This is a genomic window from Thalassotalea euphylliae, from assembly GCF_003390375.1.
Classification (GTDB): Bacteria; Pseudomonadota; Gammaproteobacteria; order Enterobacterales; family Alteromonadaceae; genus Thalassotalea_F; species Thalassotalea_F euphylliae_A.
In genome coordinates, this window is sequence record NZ_QUOT01000001.1 from 3,967,176 (window position 1) to 3,987,173 (window position 19,998).

General features: G+C 42.4%; 18 protein-coding genes and 1 other RNA gene. 12 read left to right on the top strand and 7 right to left on the bottom strand.

Annotated features, from left to right (window positions below; genetic code table 11):
- Positions 1-145: 145 nt before the first annotated feature.
- Genes DXX94_RS17380 through pspF form a run of 6 tightly spaced genes read right to left on the bottom strand, consistent with a single transcriptional unit; the run spans position 146 to position 6,546 of the window.
- Positions 146-940: a peptide ABC transporter ATP-binding protein gene (locus DXX94_RS17380; RefSeq protein ID WP_116017839.1), complete on the bottom strand. Its 795-nt coding sequence runs from the start codon at positions 938-940 to the stop codon at positions 146-148.
- On the bottom strand, positions 940-1,929 hold the full coding sequence (locus DXX94_RS17385) for a peptide ABC transporter ATP-binding protein (RefSeq protein ID WP_116017841.1): 990 nt from the start codon (positions 1,927-1,929) through the stop codon (positions 940-942). Before DXX94_RS17385 ends, DXX94_RS17380 begins: the two co-directional genes overlap by 1 nt.
- A complete protein-coding gene (locus DXX94_RS17390; protein ID WP_116017843.1) occupies positions 1,929-2,822 on the bottom strand; it encodes an ABC transporter permease subunit in 894 nt (297 codons plus the stop codon). The genes DXX94_RS17385 and DXX94_RS17390 overlap by 1 nt, the downstream gene beginning before the upstream one ends.
- Positions 2,809-3,840 (bottom strand): ABC transporter permease, encoded by a 1,032-nt coding sequence (locus tag DXX94_RS17395; RefSeq protein WP_116017845.1) that lies wholly within the window; start codon positions 3,838-3,840, stop codon positions 2,809-2,811. Before DXX94_RS17395 ends, DXX94_RS17390 begins: the two co-directional genes overlap by 14 nt.
- A complete protein-coding gene (locus DXX94_RS17400; protein WP_116017847.1) occupies positions 3,840-5,444 on the bottom strand; it encodes an ABC transporter substrate-binding protein in 1,605 nt (534 codons plus the stop codon). Before DXX94_RS17400 ends, DXX94_RS17395 begins: the two co-directional genes overlap by 1 nt.
- A complete protein-coding gene (gene pspF, locus DXX94_RS17405) occupies positions 5,434-6,546 on the bottom strand; it encodes a phage shock protein operon transcriptional activator (RefSeq protein WP_116017849.1) in 1,113 nt (370 codons plus the stop codon). Before pspF ends, DXX94_RS17400 begins: the two co-directional genes overlap by 11 nt.
- A gap of 192 nt (positions 6,547-6,738) precedes the next feature.
- Between pspF and pspA the strand changes: the two genes are divergently transcribed.
- The 11 genes from pspA (at position 6,739) to DXX94_RS17460 (ending at position 16,103) form a co-directional block, all read left to right on the top strand.
- A complete protein-coding gene (gene pspA, locus DXX94_RS17410) occupies positions 6,739-7,407 on the top strand; it encodes a phage shock protein PspA (protein WP_116000844.1) in 669 nt (222 codons plus the stop codon).
- A 37-nt stretch (positions 7,408-7,444) separates the two neighbouring features.
- A complete protein-coding gene (pspB, locus tag DXX94_RS17415; protein ID WP_116000843.1) occupies positions 7,445-7,672 on the top strand; it encodes an envelope stress response membrane protein PspB in 228 nt (75 codons plus the stop codon).
- Positions 7,669-8,130, top strand: a complete 462-nt coding sequence (gene pspC, locus DXX94_RS17420; RefSeq protein WP_116017851.1) for an envelope stress response membrane protein PspC — start codon at positions 7,669-7,671, stop codon at positions 8,128-8,130. Before pspB ends, pspC begins: the two co-directional genes overlap by 4 nt.
- A gap of 175 nt (positions 8,131-8,305) precedes the next feature.
- Positions 8,306-9,736, top strand: a complete 1,431-nt coding sequence (locus DXX94_RS17425) for a YcjX family protein (protein ID WP_116017853.1) — start codon at positions 8,306-8,308, stop codon at positions 9,734-9,736.
- The gene (locus tag DXX94_RS17430; RefSeq protein ID WP_116017855.1) at positions 9,733-10,800 is read left to right on the top strand and encodes a YcjF family protein; all 1,068 of its coding nucleotides are present in this window, start codon (positions 9,733-9,735) and stop codon (positions 10,798-10,800) included. The genes DXX94_RS17425 and DXX94_RS17430 overlap by 4 nt, the downstream gene beginning before the upstream one ends.
- Positions 10,801-10,944: 144 nt before the next feature.
- On the top strand, positions 10,945-11,772 hold the full coding sequence (gene phhA / locus DXX94_RS17435; RefSeq protein WP_116017857.1) for a phenylalanine 4-monooxygenase: 828 nt from the start codon (positions 10,945-10,947) through the stop codon (positions 11,770-11,772).
- Positions 11,773-11,781: 9 nt separating this feature from the next.
- Positions 11,782-12,126: a 4a-hydroxytetrahydrobiopterin dehydratase gene (locus tag DXX94_RS17440; protein ID WP_116017859.1), complete on the top strand. Its 345-nt coding sequence runs from the start codon at positions 11,782-11,784 to the stop codon at positions 12,124-12,126.
- Between the two features lie 77 nt (positions 12,127-12,203).
- Positions 12,204-13,757 carry a transcriptional regulator TyrR gene (gene tyrR, locus DXX94_RS17445; RefSeq protein WP_116017861.1) on the top strand — a complete coding sequence of 518 codons (1,554 nt, stop codon included), beginning with the start codon at positions 12,204-12,206 and terminating at the stop codon, positions 13,755-13,757.
- A 225-nt stretch (positions 13,758-13,982) separates the two neighbouring features.
- Positions 13,983-14,957: a DUF3014 domain-containing protein gene (locus tag DXX94_RS17450; RefSeq protein WP_116017863.1), complete on the top strand. Its 975-nt coding sequence runs from the start codon at positions 13,983-13,985 to the stop codon at positions 14,955-14,957.
- Positions 14,958-15,140: 183 nt separating this feature from the next.
- Positions 15,141-15,237, top strand: an RNA gene (ffs, locus tag DXX94_RS17455) — signal recognition particle sRNA small type.
- A gap of 194 nt (positions 15,238-15,431) precedes the next feature.
- Positions 15,432-16,103: a flagellar brake protein gene (locus tag DXX94_RS17460; RefSeq protein WP_116017865.1), complete on the top strand. Its 672-nt coding sequence runs from the start codon at positions 15,432-15,434 to the stop codon at positions 16,101-16,103.
- A gap of 11 nt (positions 16,104-16,114) precedes the next feature.
- On the opposite strand, the gene DXX94_RS17465 is transcribed toward DXX94_RS17460, so the two are convergent.
- Positions 16,115-16,375, bottom strand: a complete 261-nt coding sequence (locus DXX94_RS17465; protein ID WP_116000835.1) for a late competence development ComFB family protein — start codon at positions 16,373-16,375, stop codon at positions 16,115-16,117.
- Between the two features lie 696 nt (positions 16,376-17,071).
- On the opposite strand from DXX94_RS17465, the gene DXX94_RS17470 reads away from it, so the two are divergent.
- Positions 17,072-19,969, top strand: coding sequence for a TonB-dependent receptor domain-containing protein (locus DXX94_RS17470; RefSeq protein ID WP_116017867.1), 2,898 nt, complete (start codon positions 17,072-17,074; stop codon positions 19,967-19,969).
- Positions 19,970-19,998 lie beyond the last annotated feature (29 nt).

Genomic DNA, 19,998 nt, shown 5'->3' on the forward strand with positions numbered 1-19,998 from the left:
AGTTCTTGAAAAAAGTTCTGAAAGTAAAAAGCGCCTAATGGCGCTTTTTTAATATCTGTAATTTACAGTGAAAATGTAATGGTAGTTGCTGTATGTATAGCTATCACAAACTTTTCAAAATGATTAGCGTATCGATTGAGCTGTGTTATCGTCTGCCAGTCATTTGAGCGCTTTGGTTCATAATCAGCTTTTTGGTGTATTTATGGTTTGGCTGTTTGAGTACTTGCGCGGTAGTGCCGTACTCAACAACTTTGCCGTCACATAACACCATCACCTCATCACTTAGGTGGCGAACAATACCCAAATTGTGCGAAATAAGTACGAATGCTAACCCCATTTGTTGTTGTAGATCGAGCAACAAGTTGATCATTTGTGAGCGGAGTGAAGGGTCAAGGGCAGCTAAGGCTTCATCAAGGATAACGATTTGCGGCGATAGAATTATAGCCCTAGCAAGCGAAATACGCTGTTTTTGACCGCCAGAGAACATATGAGGATAGAAATTCATATGCTCGGCCAACATCCCGACTTTCAGTAATGTGGTTCTGATCAGTTGTGCTCGTTCTAGCTCATTTAAATTGGTATTCAATTTAAGTGGCTCATCCAGTAATTGACCAATGGTAAGGGCTGGGTTTAGCGTTGTCGAAGAGTCTTGAAAAATCATGCGCACGTACTGGCAGCGCTGTTTAAAATTCCCCGGCTCTAGCAGTTGGCCATTGAGTTTTATTTTACCTGTTGTAGGTACTTCTGCGCCAACAAGCAACTTTGCTAATGTCGACTTGCCAGAGCCCATTTCACCAACAATGGCTAATGTTTTATAGCTTTGCAATGAGAATGACAGTGGTGAAAGGGCAGTAATTTCTTTGCGTTTAAACCATTGGCCACGAACTTTGTACACTTTGCTTAACTCGCTAACATCTAGCAGCGCTGTCGGCGTCGTCATTAGTAAAGCTCCTTAAGCGAATAGTGACAGCTTACTTGGTGACCATGATAGTTTTTTACTTTTGGCGCGTTTACACAGGCTTTTTGCGCTCTGGGGCATCGTGGCCCCAGTCGGCAACCGATAGGTAAGTGTTGCAAAATCGGAATGCTGCCTGGCAGTGCCATCAGTCGAGACTTTGCCGGTAAATTACTATTGGCATTTAAGCTGCTATCAAGCAGCGCTTGTGTATAAGGGTGCAGTGGCTGATTGAAAATTTGCTCGGTTGTGCCCGCTTCAACAAATTGGCCGCTGTACATTACGGTAATAGTATTCGTCCAATGGGTAATGTTTTCTAAATCGTGGCTAATCAGCAAAATCGACATGTTTTTTAGCTGATTTAAGCTGGCCAGTAGGCGAAAAATTTGGCTTTGATTGGTGGCTTCCATCGCCGCTGTAGGCTCGTCAGCAATCAATAGTTTCGGACGTCTAGCCAATGCCATAGCAATCATTACTCGTTGACAAAATGCTTCTGTCAGCTGATGAGGGTAGCTTTTGCTGCAGTAGGTGTGCTGTTTGATCCCCACTTTATGCAGTAGCCTTATGGCTGCCTCTTTACGTTGCTTTCTACGTTGCCAAAAGTTGCCGCTAAGCATTGAACTTGCGATTGCTTCCTCAAGTTGCTCACCAACCGTTGTTGTCGGATCCAGACAAGCCATGGGCTCTTGAAAGATCATAGCAACATCTTTACTGATAATGGCTTTGCGTTCATCTAGTGGCAAATGTAAAAGCTCTTTACCTCGCCAGTGAAAGCGATCTGCAGTGACATGCCATTTGTCGCTGAGCACACCAACAATGGCTTGTGCAAGCAAAGACTTACCTGAACCTGATTCACCTACAAGGCCACGAACTTCGCCTTCTTTCATCGCTAGGCTTACGCGCTCAACGGCGAGTGTACGTTCTTGTTTGTTGACTAGCTCAATTGATAAATTACGAATATCTAACAAGTTCACTAGCTTTGTACCCTTTGTTTAATGGCATGGCGTAAACCTTCGCCGACGAGGTTTGTGGCAACTACCGCAAATAAAATGGCTAACCCAGGCAAATACACTGTCCAAGGAGCGATATAGAAAAGGTCAAAACCACTGGCGAGCATAGCCCCCCATTCAGGCAAAGGAATTGGTGCGCCGAGGCCAAGAAAACCTAGTGCTGCAATATCTAAGATTGCAGCCGATTGGGCAAAGGTCGCTTGGCTGATAATTTTTTCAATAATGTTAGGCAGCACAGAGTAATGTAAAATACGTATCGAACTTGCACCGTCAAGTTTTGACGCCATCACGTAGTCTTTCGCAAACTCTTCTTTTACCGCATTTCGGGTGATATGGACAAATTGTGGTATTAACACCATAACGACAGCCCATAAAGTGTTACTCAAACCCGGTCCTAAAATCGCAACGATTATGATGGCTAATAACAATGACGGGATGGATAAAATGACATCGAGAAAATGGCTAAGAAAGCTGGATTTTATGCCTTGAGTTAGCGCGGATAATGCGCCGATAAAGACGCCAATAACCAAAGCAACAATAACGACAATAAAGCTCAAACCAAAGGTCAACGATGCGCCATGCATCAACCGTGACAGCATATCGCGACCAAGATCGTCTGTGCCGAGCAGGTAGGAAACATTGCCACTATCGTCCCATGCAGGCGGTAGCATTGCCATGGCAACATTACTTTCAACCGATGAATGTGGAGCAAGTAGCGGGGAGAAAATCGCAAGAATAATCAAAAAAGCGAAAGCGCCAAGCCCTACTAAGATTAACGGCGTTTGACGAAATACCAGCCAAAGCTGTGTTAACGGCGATGGAAACTCTTCTTCTTGATAAATTTTATCGCGAGCCATATTTCGCTCCACGTGCCAGCGGATTTAACGCTGCGTAAGTGTAATCGGTAATAATGTGAACTAAGAAAATAAAGCTAGATAGCACCAGTAAACCACTTTGAATAGCGGTGTAGTCACGTTGATAGATACTTTCGATAAGCCAACGGCCGATGCCTGGCCAGTTAAAAATAACTTCTGTAATCATCGCCAATGTAACTAAGTTCGCGAATTGCAAGCCGATATGCTGAACCACTTTAATCAGCGCGTTGCGAATAGCGTGGCGCAAAATAATTTGGCTAAAGCTTAAGCCTTTTGCTCTTGCGGCTTTGATATAACTCGTTTGCAGTACTTCAAGCATCGCCGTGCGTGCAAGACGGATAAACACTGTGGCGGGCGCTGCTGCGATAACTAGCGCTGGTAATATCATGTGGGCAAAATTATTTTGCAGGGCCTGCCACTTATATGGGCTGTCGCTCAATAAAATATCAACCAACATAAACCCTGTGGTGCGCTCAATTTCATAAAGCAAACTTATTTGCCCGCCAGAAGGAAGCCAACCGAGCTGAATAGAAAACGTTAATATCGCTAACAAACCTAACCAAAACACAGGTATTGAATAACCGATCATGGCAAAGGCTAGGATTACGTGGTCAGCAGGTTTATGGTGTCGAATTGCGGCAATAAAACCGAGAGGAATTCCAATGATGGTGGCAATTACAAACGCAAATAAGCTTAATTCAATGGTCGCAGGTAAAAGCCGTAAAATTTCATCAGTAATATTGGTTTGATTGGTCATAGAAAGACCAAGTTCACCATTAAGAATATGACCCAAGTAAGCTGCATATTGCCAAGCGATATTGCTTTCATGGCTGTACTCTTTTGCTAGTGCGGTTTGTTCACTTGGCGTGATATTTAACTGGCCGGTTAAATTCGTTAACTGATCGCCAGGGAATAAAAACGATAAGCTAAAACTCAAAACCGTTAGCAGCAACATGGTAAACAAGAACAGATTAAGTTTACGCAGAGTGAAAATTAACATTACAGCTTGCTAACCTCGGCAAAGTTGATGCCGCCAAAAGAGTTTAAAATCTTACCTTTTACTTGCTCGTGCCTTGCTTGAAAGCGCTTAGAGTGCGCTAGTGGCAATAAAGGTAAATCCCGTTGAAATATTGCTTGTGCTTGTAAGTATAAGTTTTTACGTTGGTTTATATTATCTGTTTTTAGCGCGAGCTTTAATAAGCTATCAAATTCTTGATCACACCAAAACGCACGATTACTGCCGGTTTCTGCACTGTTACAACTAAGTAACGGCGTTAGGAAGTTGTCAGGATCTGGGTGATCTGCACTCCAGCCTAACAACACTGACTGGTGTTCTCCTTGACCTAGTCTTCGCAAGAAAGTCGACCATTCGTAGGATACAATATCTACCTTCACACCAATTTGATTCAAATCAGCTTGAATGAGCTTCGCCATCGTCAATGCATTCGGGTTGTATGAGCGCTGAACAGGCATCGCCCATATATCAAAGGTTAAGCCATCTTCATAGCCAGCTTCTTGCAGCAATGCTATGGCTTGCTCAGGATTGTACTCGATAGGAATCACTGAGCTGTCATGTGCCCATGAGCTTTTAGGCAGGATGGAATGCGCGATTTCGCCTTGTTCACCATAAATCGCCGTGATAATTGCGTCTTTATTAATTGCGTGAGCGACGGCTCGCCTAACCAGCGGGTCGTCAAAAGGTGCTTTTTGGGTATTAAAACCTAAGTAACCAATATTAAATGCGGTGACTTCCTCAACAATGAGGTTAGGGTTTTCCTTAATTTTATGAGGTGCAATAGGGTAAGCAATGACATCACATTCGTTGGTGAGTAACTTAGTTAGTCGGCCAGTATCACTGGCAGTGATATCAAAAACTAATTGATTAAGCTTTACTTCATTATGCCAGTAACTTTCATGACGGTAATAACGCAGTAGCGAACCAGATTGATAGCTTTGCAGCTTAAATGGCCCCGTACCTATAGGTTTGCTGTCGATTTCTTCCTGCCTACCTTGTGATAGCAGTTGCTGACCGTATTCTTGCGATAAAATAACCGCATAATCTGTGGCTAAATTGGCCAGGAATGAACTATTGGCTTCACGCAGCTTAAAGCGAACCGTGTGGTCGTTTATTTTCTCAATGCCCTCAACAATATTACTAAATTGTACATTTTGAAAAAATGGGTACTTACCACCGGACACCTGATGAAATGGATGCTTGGTGTTTAATATGCGCTCAAAGCTAAAAACGACATCATCAGCACTAAAATTGCGCGTGGGAGTGAAATATTGGGTCTGATGGAATATCACATCTTTGCGTAAATAAAAGGTGACCATTTTACCGTCACGAGTTAAGTGCCATGACTTTGCTAATGCAGGAGCAATACTATTGTCGTCATTAAAGCGAATAAGACGATCATAAAGTTGATTGGCAATGGCGTCTATTGTAGTACCTGACGTGTCAGTTTGCGGATTGAAAGAAGCGGGTGAACCTTCTGCGCAATAGACTAAGCTGTTTTGAGCGATCGTTTGATTATCAATTTCACAGCCACTTAGCAGCACTAAACAGGCCATAAAAATTGCGCTAAGCCAGCGGTTAAGCTTCATCTAGATTATTTCCATCCAGTAAGTTGTATTTTTTCAAGTAACCACGCAACTGGTGATAGGTAAGCTCAAGTGCGTCTGCGGTTTTTTTTTGATTATACTGACAATTTGCCAATGCTGACTTGATCAATTTGATCTCGTAATCTTGTGATAAGTTTTTTAATGACAATGGGAAATTAGGCGTAATTTCAGCTGGTGTTTGTTGCACCTGCTGAGCTGGCGCTATTGTATCTGACTCACGTGCGGTATTTAAGTCTTTACTTTCATTTGTCTCTGGACGTTCAATCACACGATCTTGTGTTTTAACACGGGTTGTAGGGCGATAAGGTGATTCAAAAGGATCTATCACCAGCTCGTGCACTGGTAAATGCGGATTGTTACAGCGGTAGACACTGCGTTCAACAACATTTTTTAGCTCTCGAATATTGCCTGGCCAGTGGTATTCAAGTAGTGCGCGTTTCGCTTTTTCGGTAAAGCCACTAAAGAGTTCGAATTCTAATTCGCGCGCCATGTTAATGGCAAAGTGCTCTGCTAGTACCAAGATGTCCTCCATCCGCTCGCGCAGTGGCGGCAGGGTGATAACATCGAACGCTAAACGGTCGAGTAAATCGGCTCGAAATTCTCCGCGCTCAGCCAAGCTAGGCAAATCTTCATTAGTTGCTGCTATTAAGCGGGCATCGGTTTTTATAGTGCGAGAGCCACCAACGCGTTCAAACTCGCCATACTCGACAACGCGCAGTAGTTTTTCTTGAATAAGCCCTGAAGTATTGGCAATTTCATCTAAAAATAGGGTGCCCTTATCGGCGCGCTCAAAGCGACCTTCATGGCGTTTATTAGCACCCGTAAATGCGCCACTTTCATATCCAAACAATTCACTTTCAAGTAAATTTTCGTTTAGTGCCGCACAGTTAAGCTTTAAATAGTTTTGCTCCCAACGCTTTGAAAGGTAATGCAGACGCGCCGCAACGAGCTCTTTACCCGTGCCGCGTTCACCAATAATAAGCACTGGTTTACTTAATGGCGCTATTTGCGAAATTTGCTCCAATACTTCGAGAAAACTGTTTGATTGTCCTATCAAATTGTCTTGTTGACTAAAGCGCGCCATATTGATCCTAATTATTAGTTTATTTCGCTAACAAATAGTGTATTTTATTAACCAAATTGTTTGAAGTGTTTTTGATAAAAATAAATAAAACTAACTAATACATGTAGTTAGCTTTGATTTGTCAATCTGGCTTAGATAATGAATAGCAAGTTACCAGATTGATATTAAGCAAACTAAGTTGAGGAAATGATTATGGGTGTTTTTTCACGATTTACCGACATCATTAATTCTAATATTAATGCGTTATTAGACAAGGCTGAAGATCCAGAAAAAATGGTGCGCCTGATTATTCAGGAAATGGAAGACACTTTGGTTGAGGTTCGCTCTAGCTCAGCAAAAACCTTGGCAGACAAAAAGGAATTAGCACGCCAAATCAGTCGTTATGAAAAAGATGCCGAGCAATGGCAAGAAAAAGCGGAATTAGCGTTAAGCAAAGGCCGTGAAGATTTAGCTCGAGCAGCTTTAATTGAGAAGAAAAAGAGCAGTGACAATGCCGAAGCCTTGGCTGAGGAATTAGCACATGTAGAAGAGCACATCAGTAAGTTGCAAAACGAAATTTCGCAATTGCAAGATAAGCTAGCAGATGCAAAAGCGCGCCAGAAAGCAATTATTATGCGTGAGAAAACCGCTAGTTCACGCTTAAAAGTGAAGCGCAATATTGACAGCGAAAAGGTTGATGATGCACTGAGTCGTTTTGATCGCTATGAGCGTAAAATTGATGATCTAGAAGCTCAAGTTGAAGCACACGATTTAGGCAGTAAGTCACTTGCCGATGAAATTGCAGAACTTGAAGACGATGAAAACATCGATGATGAATTAGCACAATTAAAAGCTAAGCTTAACAGCAAAGACAAGAAGTAATTAGGCCACCACCACTGCATTAGTAAGGAGAAGTAGAATGGGAGATATTATAGTTGCCCCGATCATTATATTTATGCTGGTTGTTGCGCCTATTTGGTTAATTTTGCATTACCGTAGTAAGCGTCAAATCAGTCAGGGGTTAAGCGAAGAAGAATATATTCAGCTATCTGAGCTTTCTGAACTAGCAGACAAAATGGCGGATCGCATTAAAACTCTTGAAGCCATTCTGGATGCCGAGTCACCAGAGTGGAGAAACAAAGTATGAGTGTAAAACGTCGTGGTGAGCTATATCGCATTCCAAGCCAAGGAAAAATAGCGGGTGTTTGTGCAGGATTAGCAGACTACTTTGGCTGGGAAACATGGCTAGTTCGAATACTGATTGTTTCTGGTGTGTTATTTGGTATGCCTTGGCTAGTGTTTTTATACATCGCAGCATGGTTCATTCTTGATAAAAAGCCTGCGACAGCAACAAGCCCAATCGCCGATCAACATACGCCAGCACCTGCATCGGCAACACAAGTAGAGGGGTATGAGCCTGTCGCTGATATTCAAAGTGAGCCAATAAAGGTTAAAGCGCGCATTTGGCAGGCCGGCGAGCCACCAAAGCAGGCGTTTCACGATATTCGACGTAAGTATATGGCAATGGAGCGCCAACTAAGATTAATGGAGCGTTATGTTACATCGCCAGAGTTTACCGTTTCACGCGAGATAAATAAGCTTTAACTAACGCAAACTAGACACTAGGTTCGATAGAATTAAGTCGACAATAAAAGCAGCCCATACCCACTATGGTGCTGCTTTATTTTTATCCGAATTTCAGCATTAATGACTTGTTATCAATGACATAAAACCGATAACATCAACGAAGTAAAACAATTTACAGCAGGCACGGAAGTATATGCCACTATTGAGTCAAGATAAGTTTGATCAGCTAAAACAAAAAGCGGGAAATTTGTTAAATCGCACGTTAGATCAGCATGTTAACCTAGCGGTTACCGGTTTAAGTCGAAGTGGCAAAACCGCTTTTATCACCTCACTCGTTAATCAATTACTAAATGAAGGAGGTGAAAAGCAGTTAGCGTTTTTTAACCCTGTGCATCAGGAACGATTTATCGCGGCTAAGCGCATTACTCAAAAGCATATGCATGTTGCGCGTTTTGACTATGAAAATGCGATAAATGCGCTAAATCAATCACCGTCTCAATGGCCACAAGCAACGACAGGTATTAGTGAGTTAAGGCTAGCGATAAAGTACAAACCCAAAGACTCTTTGCTCAAATACACGACTGAGCTTGCCACGCTAACGCTTGATATCACAGACTACCCAGGTGAGTGGCTGCTCGATTTACCGATGTTGAACATGACCTATGAACAGTGGTCTGAACAAATGTTTTCATTGTTAAGCGAGCAACCAAGAGTGGAATTTGCTGCAACATGGATGAAAAAGGTAAGCGAGCTTGATCCGCTCAAGCCTGCCGATGAGCTAGAAATTGCCGATATCGCCAAAACTTATACCGAATTGTTACATACCTTTCGTCACCAATTAGGACTTTCCGTTATCCAGCCCGGCCGTTTTATTTTGCCAGGCGAACTCGCTGGCGCGCCAATACTTGAATTCTTTCCATTTACCGACATTGACAAGCTTGACGGCAATGCTTATCAAAATGCCAGCGACAGCAGTGTTATTGGAACATTAAAGGCGCGTTTTCTAGAGTACCGCGAACGTGTGGTTAAACAATTCTACAAGAAGCACTTTTTAAAGTTTGATCGACAGATTGTGCTTGCCGATTGCTTAACACCGTTAAATAACGGCAAGGCGAGCTTTGAAGATTTAAAATTGGCAATGAATATGATTATGCAAAGCTATCATTATGGCCAGTCTAGCTTATTCAGTCGCTTGTTCAGCCCCAAAATAGACAAACTTATGTTTGCGGCAACTAAGGCAGATCACGTAACTCCTGAGCAACATACCCATTTGGTGTCCTTAATGAACCAGCTTGTCCATGGCACAAAACAACAAATCAGTTTCAACGCCATCGATATCAAATCGCTCGCCATTGCCTCAATCAAGTCAACGGACTATGGGCAAAGCTCGCACCAAGGTCAGGCGATTCCAGTTGTTAGGGGGCTTGCACAAGGGACTGGAAAGTTGACCACGCTGTTTCCTGGCGCTGTGCCTGCTAAGCTGCCAGATGAGGATTACTGGGCTAATCATCACTTTAACTTTGTCAGTTTTGCGCCTAAGCAGGGAATGGCTGAGCATGAAGCCTTGCCTCACCTGAGAATCGATCAAGTATTACAGTTCTTGTTAGGGGATAAAATGTCATGACCGAACCGACTAAATTTCAGCAACAAATCCTTTTTGAAGAGCAAGAATTTAAAGAGGGTGAGCTTAGTGCAAAAGCATCTACTGAGCATGAGGTAGGTAAAACGTTACCTTCAGTATCAGAACAAATTATTGTCGATAATGATGACTGGCAAGCTCAGCAAGCTGAACTTGATGAATCGCTAGCCATCGAACAAGAGGTGGTGACGAGTAAACCCTCATGGCTTTGGCGATTATTTGCGGTGGCGCTAGTAGGCGTTATCAGCATCGAATTGGTCGAATTTTTTGCAACAGGTATCACTGAATCACCTGTAACTACTGCGCTTTACGGTGTGCTTTTGGGAATTGCTGCGATATTGGGCGGCAGTGCTGCCTATAAAGAATTGATTGGCCTAAGCCAATTAAAAAGTCGTGACAAACTGCGCGAACAATTGCGCCAGCTACAAAACACTAGTAGCCAAGGGCAAGCGCCAAGCGTGCTAGATAAGGTTAGCCAGCAATTAGCACTTGATTTAAGTGAAGAGCAGCGCCAATGTTGGCAAACAAGTAGCGAGCAGTCTTATAACGATCAAGAATTGTTAGCGCTATACAGCCGACAAGTGTTAAGTGAAACTGATCAAAAGGCGTTATCAGAAGTGGCTCGTTATTCGTCAGAATCTGTGGTTTTAGTAGCGCTTAGCCCTATTGCGTTGTTAGATATGGCAATTATGCTGTGGCGCAACTTAACCATGGTTGAAAAAATTGCCGGTTTGTACGGCTTAAAGCTTGGCTATTGGAGTCGTATCAAATTAGTCAAACAAGTAGTTGGTAATATGATTTACGCTGGTGCGAGTGAAGTGGTGGCTGACATTTCGGCTGATATGCTAGGTGCAGAGCTGCTAGGTCGCCTGTCTGGTCGACTAGCACAAGGCTTAGGTGCAGGTATGTTAACAGCGCGTTTGGGATTAAAGACCATATACTTGTGCCGTCCGCTGCCTTTTGATGATCAGGCACCAAGGCTTTCGCAAGTTAGAAGCGAAGTGATTAGCCAAGTGAAGCAACTCGTTAAGGGGAGTAAGCCCAACTAACGTGTTTTTTCTCCTTGTATACAATATTGTACGGTTTTTCATCACCTCAGTTTCCCATCAAACTTCCCAAATTTAGTTGAGTTCACATAATATGAGCTCAGCTAATGTGGTTTACTGCAATATAAAATTTAAAAGGTTAGTAGTATGGGGAAGGCGACGAAATACGTTTCCAAAAAAGCCGACGACAATGGGTTTATTCACTGGAGTGAAGAAGAAAACCAAACGTGGCAAGCACTGATTGAGCGTCAACTTGCTTGCGTTCAAGGCAAGGCATGTGATGAGTATATGCAGGGGCTTGAGAAATTAAATTTACCGAGCAACCGCATTCCACAACTCAGTGAAGTTAACCAAGTGCTTATGGCTGAAACTGGCTGGCAATGTGCACAAGTGCCAGCGCTCATTGGTTTTGGTGAGTTCTTCCGCTTACTGTCAGAAAAGAAGTTTCCTGTGGCGACGTTTATTCGTTCGAAGGAAGAATTCGACTACTTGCAAGAGCCTGATATCTTTCACGAAATATTTGGTCATTGTGCCATGCTCACTAACCCTGCTTTTGCCAACTTTACGCAGGCCTACGGCCAACTTGGCTTGAACGCAAGTAAAGAAGAGAGAGTGTACCTTGCCCGCCTTTACTGGTTTACGGTTGAATTCGGTTTAATGCAAACACCTCAGGGGTTACGCATTTATGGTGGTGGTGTTTTGTCTTCGCCAGGTGAAACGGATTATGCAATGTGTGAGGGTAACGCGGAGCGTCGTTATTTAACAAACGAGGCGCAAGTACTTGATGTGCTTAGAACTCCTTATCGTATCGATATCATGCAGCCAATTTACTTTATGATTGAGAAAATGTCTGATTTAGACGCTATTCGGGCGCTTGATTTAATGTCGCTTGTTGAACAGGCCAAAGCGCTTGGTTTACATGCGCCAAAATTCCCGAAAAAGACTCCATCAACACAAGAAAAAATAGCCAGTTAAGGAATAATCATGACGACAACACTTTCGAAACAGCAGTGTGAAGCCTGCCATGTTGACGCCCCTAAAGTGAGTGAAGAAGAACTCGCAGTACTGATCAAAGAGATCCCAGACTGGGTTCCACAGGTGCGTGACAGTATCATGATGTTAGAGCGTGAATATAAATTTAAGAATTATAAACTTGCTTGGGCTTTCGCAAACAAGGTATCTGAGCTGGCTGAGCAAGAATTTCATCACCCAGCCATTTTGCTTGAGTGGGGAAAAGTAACCGTAACTTGGTGGAGTCATTCTATTAAGGGCCTGCATAAAAATGATTTTATTTGCGCTGCTAAAACCGATTTACTGCTGAGCAATTAACGTTTACGTTAACTTTGTACTTTATTATTGTACAAATTAGTTTACAATAGCCTCATCTTTATGATTGAGGCTTTTTTATGCGTTTAGAGATCGTATGTGAAGATCGCGTAGGTGTTGCACAGCAGGTATTGGGTGTATTTGTTGAGCACAAAATCAATATTAAGGGTATTGATGCCGTTACAGAAACCGGCCACATTTTTGTTCATATTCCAGACTTAGACTTTTCTGAGCTGCAAACCTTTATGCCGCAATTGCGATTACTTGAAGGTGTGAAGGATGTTAAAACTACGCCATTTATGCCTTCAGAGCGCGAACGCAATGAACTTGCGACCTTAATTCGTACTTTCCCTGATCCTTTTATTTCGATAGATACACGTGGCAATGTTCGTGGTGTTAACGAAGTGGCGCTATCGATTATCGGTGAAGACCTCAAATCAATCATTGGCGAACCTGCTAGTCAATGGATAAAAGGGTTCAACATCACACGCTGGTTAGAATCTGGTGATGTACTTGCCCAAACTCAACGCATTAAGTTTAAAGAAGATGATTTTGTGGCAGACATCTTGCCGATTAGTGTGTTTGATGAGCAAGGTCAACCCGTGATGGCTGGCGCGGTATTTATTTTGAAATCAGAAGCCCGCTTAGGTCAGCAAATTAGCGTTTTCAAACAGCAAAATGATGGCAACTTTGTTGGTATTCAAGCATCGAGTAGCGCCATGCGTAAGGTGGTACGGGAAGCCAAACGAATGTCTTTGCTGGATTCATCCATGTTGATTGTGGGTGAAACCGGTGTTGGTAAAGAGTTGATTGCCAAAGCCTGTCATATCGCAAGTGATAGAGCAGAAAGCCCGTTTATGGCATTAAATTGTGCTTCGTTGCCGGACGATGTTGCAGAAACAGAACTTTTTGGCTGTGGTGCCCAAGCTGGCAACGCACACAAAAAAGGATTATTTGAAACTGCCGACGGCGGTACTATTTTCCTCGATGAAGTGGGGGAAATGTCACCTAAACTACAAATTAAGTTACTTCGCGTTATCGAAGATGGCAGTTTTAGACGAGTTGATGATGAGCAAGAAATCAAGGTTAATGTTCGCTTTATTAGCTCGACGAACAAAGATTTACTTAGCTTAGTTGCACAGGGTGAGTTTCGCGAAGATCTCTATTATCGACTCAACGTGCTAGGTTTAAACGTACCATCACTACGCGATCGCCGAGCAGACATTTTGCCACTTGCTGAGCACTTTATTAATAAAACCGCGCAAATGACGGGTAAGTACAACCTAAAAATGAGTGCAGATTGTCGCGATTTTATTGAACATTACCCATGGCCAGGCAATGTTAGGCAATTAGAAAATGTTTTGATTCGGGCTGTTTCACTATTGGAAGGCAATGTATTAGAAACGGAACATTTACAACTGCCTTCTTATACGCGTGAACACGGTTATCTAGAACAGGAGTTTGAAGGTACCTTAGATCAAGCGGTAAAACAGTATGAAGCAGATATTTTGCGCAAATTGTACCCAGCTTATCCAAGCTCTCGTCAACTGGCGAAGAAACTTGGTTTGAGCCACACCGCGATAGCTAATAAGCTGCGTGAATACGATATCAACAAAAAAACCGTTAAAATATAAGCTTTGTTTAATTTTGAGTGACGAATGTAAATAGCCAATATAACGTTACATCTGGTTACTAAAAGTGAACGCTAAGCTACTCTTTTTTTTCGTGTATTTGTTAAACTTTTGCGCATTTACTGGTCTAAAAAGACGAGTATGTAAAGCTAGCTTAGTGATGTCTAGCTAGCACTTTGACTAAACTTAGTTTTAAGTTAATTCACCAAAGTAGAATGAATTTTATTTATGACAGAATCTCAGCCGTTATCATCAGAAACCTCAGAAAAACCAGAAAGTAAATCCAATAGTTTGGCCATTTTATTGGCAGTTATCGTCGCTCTTGGTGCGGCTAGTTACCTTTATTTTTCAGGCGAGAAAACAGTGCCTGCGCCGACTGAACCGGTTGTTGTACCGCAGCCAGAAGTAGTTGTAGAGCCAGAAGTCCAAGAGGTGATTGAAGAAGTCGTTGAAGTGGCTCCCGAGCCAATAGTCGAACTACCTCAAATTATTGAAGAGCCTGTTGTTGAAGAAGTACCTAAAGTAGAATTGCCGCTGCTCGATAATAGCGACAGCTGGGTAAAGCAAAAGCTTTCTGAATTAACTTGGCGTAAAGAGCTACTGAGATTAGTTATTGATGACGACATGGTACGTCGTCTTGTGGTGTTTACTGACAACTTTGCACAAGGCCTAGTTTCATACGAATACAGCCCACTTACCCAGCCGAAAACTAAGTTTTCTGCGACAGAATTAAACGCTGACACACAGCCAGCTGATACAACCCTAAATTCTGTTGATAATCTAGATAACAGTAGCGTAAATGCCATGGCGAAGCAGCAATGGCTTTGGAATGATGCTCAGTCGGCACGATTCAAGTTATATGTTGATTTATTGCGCTCATTTGAACCAGAGCAACTGGCAACGTGGTACTTTGAGTTGAAGCCATTAATAGATCAAGCTTATGGTGAATTAGGCTATGAAGATCAAGATTTTACCGAAGTACTCCAAGATGCCTTGGTAAGAGTGTTGGATATGGAGTTTCCTAACGATGATGTCGTTTTAGTTAGACCGAGCGTAATGTACAAATATGCTGAGCAAGACTTAGAGCAATTACCTGAAGCGGATAAGCTTTTATTGCGAGTAGGCAAAGATAATTTGTTAGTGATTAAATCATTCCTACTTGAATTTAGCGACGCCTTAGCTCGCGCCCAAGCCGAGCAGTAAGCCACTAGCTGAGCAATAAAGCAATATTAGGGCGCTTGGTGATTGGTTTGGTTAAAAAACCCGCAGACGGTGCGATATTGCTAACTAATACTTGCAACTGAATTTTGCATTAGCGATAATTCGCGCCGTTGTTAGATAAGCGTTTGTCCTTAAATTGCTTTGAAAACAGTTTTATGGTGACCCTTTCGGTCCCTTCGCAATGATACTCTGTTAACCCGGCCAGGCCCGGAAGGGAGCAACCGTAGCAGACGACTCATGTGCCGGAGTGTGGCTGATTGGGTGACCACCCAATTCTTTCTTTTCTTCGCATTCTTTATTTTACTTTTCGAGCGTTTATTCAAACAGATAAAGTTAGCTTTGTTCATATTGCACGCTAAATCCACTGTTTTACTCACGACCAAGTACGACCAAGTGCTTGTTATTTAGACGATAAATTTTTATAGTCGGATTAGAGTTCTTTTAATCATGGAAGATATGGAAAATTTAGCACTTTCAACTCAGCAGTATTTTGAGCTATTACCTGGCAAGCAGTTAGACTTACAATTTACGCACCCTGTAGGACTTCGCCTGAAAACTTCTCTCGTTGGTTATTCGGTTGGGCAATACATCATTATAAAGCACCCAGAGCCTTCGAAACTGAGCAGTTATCAAGATGTCCTAGTAGCAGGGAATATGGTGATTGTGCGTTATATTGTTGAGGGTAGCCAAGGGCAATGTTGTGCGTTTAAGTCAACGATTAGGTCGGTAAGTAAGCACCCTTACATTATGATCTTTATCGACTTTCCAGCAAGTATAGAAAACCGAGAGCTGCGTAATCATCAACGCTACGTAACCCATTTACCCGCGGCGATTTATGCCAGCAAAGAAAAGGGTGAAGGACAAGCGCGAATTAACGGTGTCATTAACGATGTCTCTGCAAAAGGTTGTGGTTTTTCGTTTAAATCAAATAACAGTAAGCTGAGTGTTAATAAAACCGATATCGTAGTGGTGATTGCTTTATCTGAAGAAGCGAGTCTACATATTCCCGCTAAGGTGTGTAACAGCCGTTATCAGCAAGGTAAGGTTAATGTTGGGATTGCGTTTGTTGACGCTGATCAGCAAGTGCAACAGTTATTAGAACATTTGCTGATCGAAAGCGATCGCTAGGTTCAGGTGAATTAGTGATGCACCTTCATAAACTCTAAACCTTTTTGCACAGCAACTTTTACTTTGCTTTCCATTTCAAAACGCTCTGATGCAGGCAAGTAAAACGCCATATCAACTTCGTGGCGAATGTAACGTGTTGGTAATTGATTTAACACAATACAAGTTAAGTCGGCCATAAAATCACTGTCATATTTATCATCAAGCTTTAGTTCTTTGAACTGCTCTACGACTAGGTTTTCATAGTAATTATGAATATCGTCAGAAATTTTCATGCTATTCCTCTGGTTTTTCTAGTACCAATTGAATTAAGAAATTGATCAATTATGGCGCTGGAAAAAGGTTCATAAGCAAGGCGTTATTTTTTGGTAACTAGTTTTTCTAATTTCAAAAATAACAACGCTGTTAATGAGCGTTTTAACCAGCCAGAATTATCAAGTACTTATTGAAATTGGTATAATTATTCTGTTTAACCGTAAGCCTAACTTGAGTTGCGTTAAAATGCTAACCAATTTGGCTCTGCTCCTGCACAAAATTACGTTTTATCAGCTTACTTGATGTGCCAGCAAGCGGTGCACTTGATAAACCAGCAAGGTTGGGGCTATGGCAAATATTGACGAATACAATTCAACGATTTAACAGTTAATTAATCATTTGGTCAGTTTTTAACTAAAATCGATCAAAAAGTTACATACTTTTTTTCGGGCTGATTTTTACGTAATCGCCCTCATTTATTTTGTTTTACACGCTTTTTCCGATAAAAAACCGAATTGCTCCCACAAAACGCATACTCACGGTATGTGAATAAAAACTCACTTAATTAAGCCCTCTTGAAGCCCGGGTGATTTTGTGAATAATTGCCCGCCCCAATGAGCCCAAGCTGCTATATCAGCAGATATTCGTTGGTAACTTCAAAAAGATAAAACACTAATTTAATGGTGCATAAATATGCGCTGTACATGGGATAAAATATGTTTAACAACACTAAAATAGCTAAAGCTGTTCGCTTAGCTGTGGTTTTTGGTGTGTCATCAGTAACCACAATAGCTGCCAACGCACAAAACGTGCAGGCGAATGAAGACGAAGAAGTGATCCAAGTGACAGGATCTCGTATCGCGCGTTCAGAACTGTCTCAGCCGACACCAGTCGTAACCCTAGAAGCGAGAGATATTCAAAAATTTGGTACGCCAGATTTAGGTAGTATTTTAAGTGAATTGCCAGCTATTGGCGCGGGTGATTCACTTATTGGTAATAATGATGACAATGCTGTTGCAGGCACTAGTTCTGCCGATTTACGTAGTTTAGGTGCCTCACGCACCTTAGTGCTTGTCAACGGTAAGCGTCATGTTGCTGGTAACCCAGGTGAAGCGACGGTTGATTTATCAACAATCCCAGCAGGGTTGATTGAGCGAGTTGAAGTGATAACCGGTGGTGCTTCTGCTATTTATGGCTCTGATGCCGTTTCTGGTGTTATTAACGTTATCTTGAAAAAAGACTACGATGGTTTTGATTTTAATGTTACAGGTGCCAAGTCTACCGAAGGTGTTAATTCTCGAAATCACACGATTAGTATTCTAGCAGGTACTGATTTAGAGGATGGTAACGTAACGTTTTTTGCTAGTTATGATCGCATTGGTGAAGTGTTGGCAACTGATATTCGCCAGTACGACAATTGGGGAACCGTAATCAACCCACTTAACACGGGCGAAGATGATGGTATTGCTGACCGTTTACGTGTCACCAATGTCATGTCTGAGTTAATCCATGCTAATGGCGTGATTAACCCATTTGGCGGTGCGGCAGGGCTATGGGTGTTTGACGATGCAGGTAACCCATTAAGACAAGTTGAACGTGAAAATACCAGCAGCTTTGCGTTCGGTAATTTCCCTGATGGCTGTGACTATTGTTTTTCACCAGAGAACTACGAGAATTACTCGCCAGAAGTAGAGAAGGTTAACCTTAGCTCAACATTAACTTACGACATCACAGATAACATTACTTTCAATGGTGATGTTAAGTTTGTGCGCTCAGACATTAAGCAGCAATTCCAGCCATCATTCCGTTTTGGTAATATCAGCATTAATGTAGAAGACAATGCCTTTTTAGACCCAACACTTCGTCAAACACTGCTGGATGCTGGCCAAAATACAGTTTCTATGGCGAAATTCTTTGATGAGTTGGGTAACCGTTCAGCAGACAACCGTCGTGAGTTGTTCCGTTACACCGCTGGTTTCAATGGCGCATTTACATTAAGCGAAACCGATTTTGATTGGGAGCTTTACTACGTTTACGGTAAAACTACCAATACCCGTAACACACTTAACGATCTAATCCCGAGCAACTTTGCGTCGGCTGTTGACTCAGTCATTGATCCTGCAACGGGTGAAGCGGTATGTCGCAGTCAGTTAGCGAGTGCACAAGGCGAAGGTTATGAAGACCCTGCAAAAATCAATCCTGCAGAATGTGTTGCGTTCAATCCGTTTGGTCAAAGCAGCTCGCAAGCAGCAAGAGATTTTGTTTCTGCTGATGTAACGCGCAAGGATGAAATAACGCAGGAATTTATCGGCGGTACATTAGTATTTGATACGAGCGAGTTTTTTGAGCTTCAAGGTGGTCCAGTTGGCATTGCGACTGGTTTTGAATATCGTGAGGAAACATCAGGTTCAACAACTGATGAACTAACTAAAGGCGGATTCTTAACGAGCGCCGCAACGCCTGACTCATACGGTGAGTATGATGTTAGCGAGTTTTTCATTGAAGTTAGCCTACCACTATTATCGGGTGTTGCATTTGCCCACGAGTTAACACTTGACGGTGCATTTCGCAGCGCAGATTACTCGCATGCAGGTACTGCAGAAGCTTGGAAAGTCGGGTTAATGTATGCACCATTCGAAGACCTGCGTATTCGTGGTACGTTAGGTGAAGCGGTTCGTGCACCGAATATCACAGAAGCGTTCGATCCGTTATCACCGGGTTTTGCTAACGTAAATGACCCTTGTGACGTTGACAATATTACTGATGACGCAGATCGTGTTGCGAACTGTGCGGCACTTGGTATTCCATCAGGTTTTGAAGCAAATGATAATGTATCTGTAGATTTGCTGTCAGGCGGTAATGCTAACCTTGAATCTGAAGAATCTGAATCTCTGACTATTGGTGCCGTCTGGACACCATCATATATCGAAGATTTCTCTTTAACCCTAGATTACTACGACATTGAAATTACAGATGCGATAACTTTCGTTTCAGCACAAAATGTTGTTGATAACTGTGTTGATGCTACTGGTGGTTTAGATCAAGGCTTTTGTAGTCAGGTAGACCGTGACCCTGTGACCAATGATATTTCATTAGTACGCTCTGGCTATTTGAATGCTGCAGCATTGAACACTAAAGGTATTGAAGCACAAGCTCGATACGTGACGGGACTTGGCGCCGTCAATCTGCCGGGTGAAGTAACAATGAACTTATTGGTAAACAAGTTATTAGAGCTAGAAGAGTTTGAATTCCAAGATCGTCCAGATGAAATCAACGTGGAAGATGGTGAAGTGGGTGATCCAGAGTGGCAAGTGCGTTTTGGCGCTGATTACCAGCTAGATGATTTAACCGTTAGTTGGTCATCTCGCATGATTGATCGAAGCTTTACATTGGATATTTCACCAACGGGTGATACACCAGAAGATACATCACCTGCATTTGTTGGCACTATTATTACTCACGACTTAGGTTTCAGCTACCAAGTGTCTGATACCATTGCAGTCAATGCGGGTATTCGTAACCTAACGGATAAGTTAGCACCGGGTTATATAACGAATGCACTTTATGATCTTGTAGGCCGCAGAGCCTATGCGGGTATCAATATCTCGCTATAATCGCTTAGACAAGTAAATGAAACAAAAAT

Excerpts from the sequence above, each read along its gene's own strand:
- DXX94_RS17380 (WP_116017839.1), bottom strand. The coding sequence starts at position 940 with ATGACGACGCCGACAGCGCTGCTAGATGTTAGCGAGTTAAGCAAAGTG.
- DXX94_RS17390 (WP_116017843.1), bottom strand. The coding sequence starts at position 2,822 with ATGGCTCGCGATAAAATTTATCAAGAAGAAGAGTTTCCATCGCCGTTA.
- DXX94_RS17395 (WP_116017845.1), bottom strand. The coding sequence starts at position 3,840 with ATGTTAATTTTCACTCTGCGTAAACTTAATCTGTTCTTGTTTACCATG.
- DXX94_RS17400 (WP_116017847.1), bottom strand. The coding sequence starts at position 5,444 with ATGAAGCTTAACCGCTGGCTTAGCGCAATTTTTATGGCCTGTTTAGTG.
- pspF (WP_116017849.1), bottom strand. The coding sequence starts at position 6,546 with ATGGCGCGCTTTAGTCAACAAGACAATTTGATAGGACAATCAAACAGT.
- pspA (WP_116000844.1), top strand. The coding sequence starts at position 6,739 with ATGGGTGTTTTTTCACGATTTACCGACATCATTAATTCTAATATTAAT.
- pspB (WP_116000843.1), top strand. The coding sequence starts at position 7,445 with ATGGGAGATATTATAGTTGCCCCGATCATTATATTTATGCTGGTTGTT.
- pspC (WP_116017851.1), top strand. The coding sequence starts at position 7,669 with ATGAGTGTAAAACGTCGTGGTGAGCTATATCGCATTCCAAGCCAAGGA.
- DXX94_RS17425 (WP_116017853.1), top strand. The coding sequence starts at position 8,306 with ATGCCACTATTGAGTCAAGATAAGTTTGATCAGCTAAAACAAAAAGCG.
- DXX94_RS17430 (WP_116017855.1), top strand. The coding sequence starts at position 9,733 with ATGACCGAACCGACTAAATTTCAGCAACAAATCCTTTTTGAAGAGCAA.
- phhA (WP_116017857.1), top strand. The coding sequence starts at position 10,945 with ATGGGGAAGGCGACGAAATACGTTTCCAAAAAAGCCGACGACAATGGG.
- DXX94_RS17440 (WP_116017859.1), top strand. The coding sequence starts at position 11,782 with ATGACGACAACACTTTCGAAACAGCAGTGTGAAGCCTGCCATGTTGAC.
- tyrR (WP_116017861.1), top strand. The coding sequence starts at position 12,204 with ATGCGTTTAGAGATCGTATGTGAAGATCGCGTAGGTGTTGCACAGCAG.
- DXX94_RS17450 (WP_116017863.1), top strand. The coding sequence starts at position 13,983 with ATGACAGAATCTCAGCCGTTATCATCAGAAACCTCAGAAAAACCAGAA.
- DXX94_RS17460 (WP_116017865.1), top strand. The coding sequence starts at position 15,432 with ATGGAAAATTTAGCACTTTCAACTCAGCAGTATTTTGAGCTATTACCT.
- DXX94_RS17465 (WP_116000835.1), bottom strand. The coding sequence starts at position 16,375 with ATGAAAATTTCTGACGATATTCATAATTACTATGAAAACCTAGTCGTA.
- DXX94_RS17470 (WP_116017867.1), top strand. The coding sequence starts at position 17,072 with ATGTTTAACAACACTAAAATAGCTAAAGCTGTTCGCTTAGCTGTGGTT.